Here is a 3,647-nt window from a genome sequence, read left to right on the forward strand (position 1 = left end):
TCGTCTGTAATTACAAGGGTATCCTTCAACAGTGTCTTTGCATCTCCGTGAAACTTAATTCTGTAGCTGTTTCCTCTCTTTAGACGATTGGTTTTTCTTGATTCCACATCTGCAGGCGCGTTGTAGAGTATTTTTAGAAGGGAATATATACGTCTTGCGATTGCGGCATTTTCCGTTGAAAAATCTATGGAAATATTTCGTCTTCCTTTAAGTGAGATGGAACCGGTAGTTCTTATGAGTGCGGATAGCTCACTCAAGGCACAGCAGTTCTTTTCAATGTTTTTTCTACATATTTCGTTTTTTGCTATTGATGAAAAGGACATGTGACCACCTCTAATTGAGCTTGTGCTGGAAGAATTCTATATCTTCCACAGCATTGGATATTACTCTTCTTTCATCATCATATCTTGCAAGACTTATTGCCCTTTGAAAGGGATAGTATGCAGCAGATATGAATCCTTCGCTTTTTTGTGGTTTGCAGTTCATGTCTCTGGCCTTCATTATATACCAGTGAACCGTTTTTCTGATTTTAAGTTTTTTATTTGAATTCCTCATAAATTCATAGGAAATTTTATCAAGATATTTAATTACACTTACCTTGGCTCCACTTTCTTCATTGACTTCTCTTACAGCGGCGTGCATGAGTGTTTCGTCTTTTTCAACCCTTCCCTTTGGAAGAACGAAATCGCCGTTGAATTTGCGCAGAAGCAGTATGGAATTTCCGAAAAAGACTATTCCGCCAGCACTAACTTCTTCTATCATTAATTGTCTCCTCAGTTTGAAATAACAAGTATATCATAACAGTTAAAGCTTATATAATCAATAAAAACAATATTGGCTAAGATTAGTCATATAATAATAATTAAGACATTGTAAAATGATAATGCCGGAGAACCTCCCTTGTGCTATAATAAAATATCATATTATTAAGGAGTTTCTATGAGCAACAATAAATTTGTACATCTCCATGTCCATACTGAGTACAGTCTCCTTGACGGTGCTGCAAGGATAAGCAAGCTTGTGGAGAAGGCGTCACAGATGAATATGGACAGCATTGCCATTACTGACCATGGCAACATGCATGGAGTTGTCCAGTTCTACAAGGAAGCAAAAAAGAATAATATAAAGCCCATTCTGGGCTGTGAAGTATATATAGCGGAAAGAACCATGAATGACAAGGATCCTGTAAAGGATAAAAAACAGTATCATCTTGTACTTTTGGCTGAAAACCAGGAAGGATACAACAATCTTATAAAAATTGTATCAATGGGATATATTGATGGGTTCTATTACAAGCCCCGGGTAGACAAGGAAGTCCTTAAAAAACACAGCAAGGGAATAATTGCCCTTAGCGCCTGTATAGCAGGAGAAGTTCAGCAGCAGATTCTCAGGGGACCTTATGAAAAGGCTGTTGAAAAGGCAATGGAATATATCGATATTTTTGGACAGGGTAATTTCTTCCTGGAGCTTCAGGACCACGGTATAAGGGAGCAGAAGAAAATAAATGAAAACCTGGTGAAAATGTCCAAGGAATATAACCTGCCCCTTGTTATGACTAATGATGTCCACTATATTAACCGGGATGATGCAAAATTCCATGAAGTACTTCTCTGTATTCAAACAGGAAAAAACATGGATGATGAAGACAGAATGAAATTTCCATCAGACGAGTTTTATCTCAAAGACTATAATGAAATGGTGTCAATGTTTCCTGATCTAGAAGAGGCTGCTGAAAATACAGTGAGGATTGCAGAAAGGTGCAATGTGGAGCTGGATTTCGATACCATGCATCTCCCTGAATTTATCTCTCCTCAAGGATACAACAATACCACATATTTGGAGTATCTTTGTAATGAAGGAATTAAGGGAAGATATGAAGTAGTAACAGAAGAGATTCAAAAGAGACTGTCCTATGAACTGGGAGTTATAAAGGGGATGGGGTATGTTGATTATTTCCTCATTGTTTGGGACTTCATAAAATATGCCAAGGACAATAATATTATGGTAGGCCCTGGAAGAGGCTCTGCAGTTGGAAGTATAGTTTCATACGCTCTTAAGATTACAGATATAGATCCTTTGAAGTATGATCTGATCTTTGAAAGGTTTCTCAATCCTGAAAGGGTGTCCATGCCTGATATTGATATCGACTTTTGTTACGAAAGGCGAGAAGAAGTAATTGACTATGTAATTAGAAAGTACGGCAGTGATAGGGTTGCGCAGATAGTAACTTTTGGAACTATGGCTGCAAAGGGAGCTATAAGGGATGTTGGAAGAGCAATGAACATGGCCTATGGTGAGGTTGACTTTGTTGCGAAAAAAATCCCTGCAGAGCTAGGCATAACCATAAGAAGGGCTCTTGAAAAAAGCAGGGAGCTAAAGGATCTCTATGATGGAGAGGAAAAGATAAAGGACCTTATTGATATAGCAATGAAGGTTGAAGGTTTACCAAGACATACATCAACTCATGCGGCGGGAGTAGTTATATCAAAACTTCCGATTACTGAATATGTCCCTCTTTCAAAGAGTAAGGATGTAATTACAACACAGTACAATATGACTGAGCTTGAAGAACTTGGCCTTCTAAAGATGGATTTTTTAGGTCTTAGAACATTGACTGTAATCAGGGATGCAGTGGACCTGGTGAAGAAAAATACTGGAAAAAAAATAAGCTTCGCAAAATGTGAATATGATGATCCCCATGTATATGACATGTTTTCAAGAGGGGACACTCTTGGTATATTCCAGTTTGAAAGTTCGGGAATGAGAGCTGTTCTAAAGGAAATGAAACCTGACCATTTCGAAAACATTGTGGCAGCAAACGCCCTGTACAGACCGGGACCAATGCAGCAGATTCCAAAATATATAAACAATAAAAACAATAATTCGGAAATAGAATATATTAACGACAATTTAAAGGACATTCTCAATGTAACCTATGGATGCATGGTCTATCAGGAACAGGTAATGCAGATTGTAAGGGATATAGGTGGGTTTTCATTTGGAAGATCCGATCTTGTTAGAAGAGCAATGAGTAAGAAAAAGATGAAGATAATGGAGCAGGAAAGGCAGTACTTCATCTACGGCAAGGAAGACGAAGAAGGGAATCAGGAAATTACAGGAGCCATAAAAAATGGAATAGCTGAAAAGGATGCAAATGAAATATTCGACCTTATGATAGACTTTGCAAACTATGCTTTCAATAAATCCCATTCAGCGGCATATTCGGCTCTTGCCTACCAGACTGCTTGGCTTAAGAACTATTATTCCGTTGAGTTTATGGCTGCACAGATATCATCCATTATGAACAGTGCTGGTTCCGTTTCTATATATATAAGGGAATGCAGAAGGCTGGGAATAGAGGTTCTTCCTCCGGATATAAACGAGAGTGAATCAAAGTTTATTGTAAAAGACGGAAAAATCAGATTTGGTTTGGCTGCCGTTAAGAATGTGGGAGCAGGTGCAATAGACGAGATTGTAAAGGAAAGAGATTTAAAGGGAAGTTTCAACGATTTCACCGAATTTTGTCAGCGTGTCGATAGCAATGTAATGAATAAGAGACAGATGGAATCATTAATAAAATGTGGTGCATTCGATTCCTTGAACATAAGAAGATCCCAGCTAATAGCAGTATATGAAAATATAATTGA

At 38.0% G+C, this 3,647-nt stretch carries 3 protein-coding genes; 1 reads left to right on the forward strand and 2 read right to left on the reverse strand.

Annotated features, from left to right (window positions below):
• A partial coding sequence (whiA, locus tag AC3AX0_RS09280) for a DNA-binding protein WhiA (RefSeq protein WP_487550014.1) occupies window positions 1-323 on the reverse strand: 323 nt, incomplete at its 3' end.
• A 10-nt stretch (window positions 324-333) separates the two neighbouring features.
• Window positions 334-762, reverse strand: coding sequence for an NUDIX hydrolase (locus AC3AX0_RS09285; RefSeq protein ID WP_487550015.1), 429 nt, complete (start codon window positions 760-762; stop codon window positions 334-336).
• A 177-nt stretch (window positions 763-939) separates the two neighbouring features.
• Between AC3AX0_RS09285 and AC3AX0_RS09290 the strand changes: the two genes are divergently transcribed.
• The coding region (locus AC3AX0_RS09290) for a DNA polymerase III subunit alpha (protein WP_487550016.1) at window positions 940-3,647 on the forward strand (2,708 nt) is incomplete at its 3' end.

Source organism: Dethiosulfatibacter sp. (genome assembly GCF_983023055.1).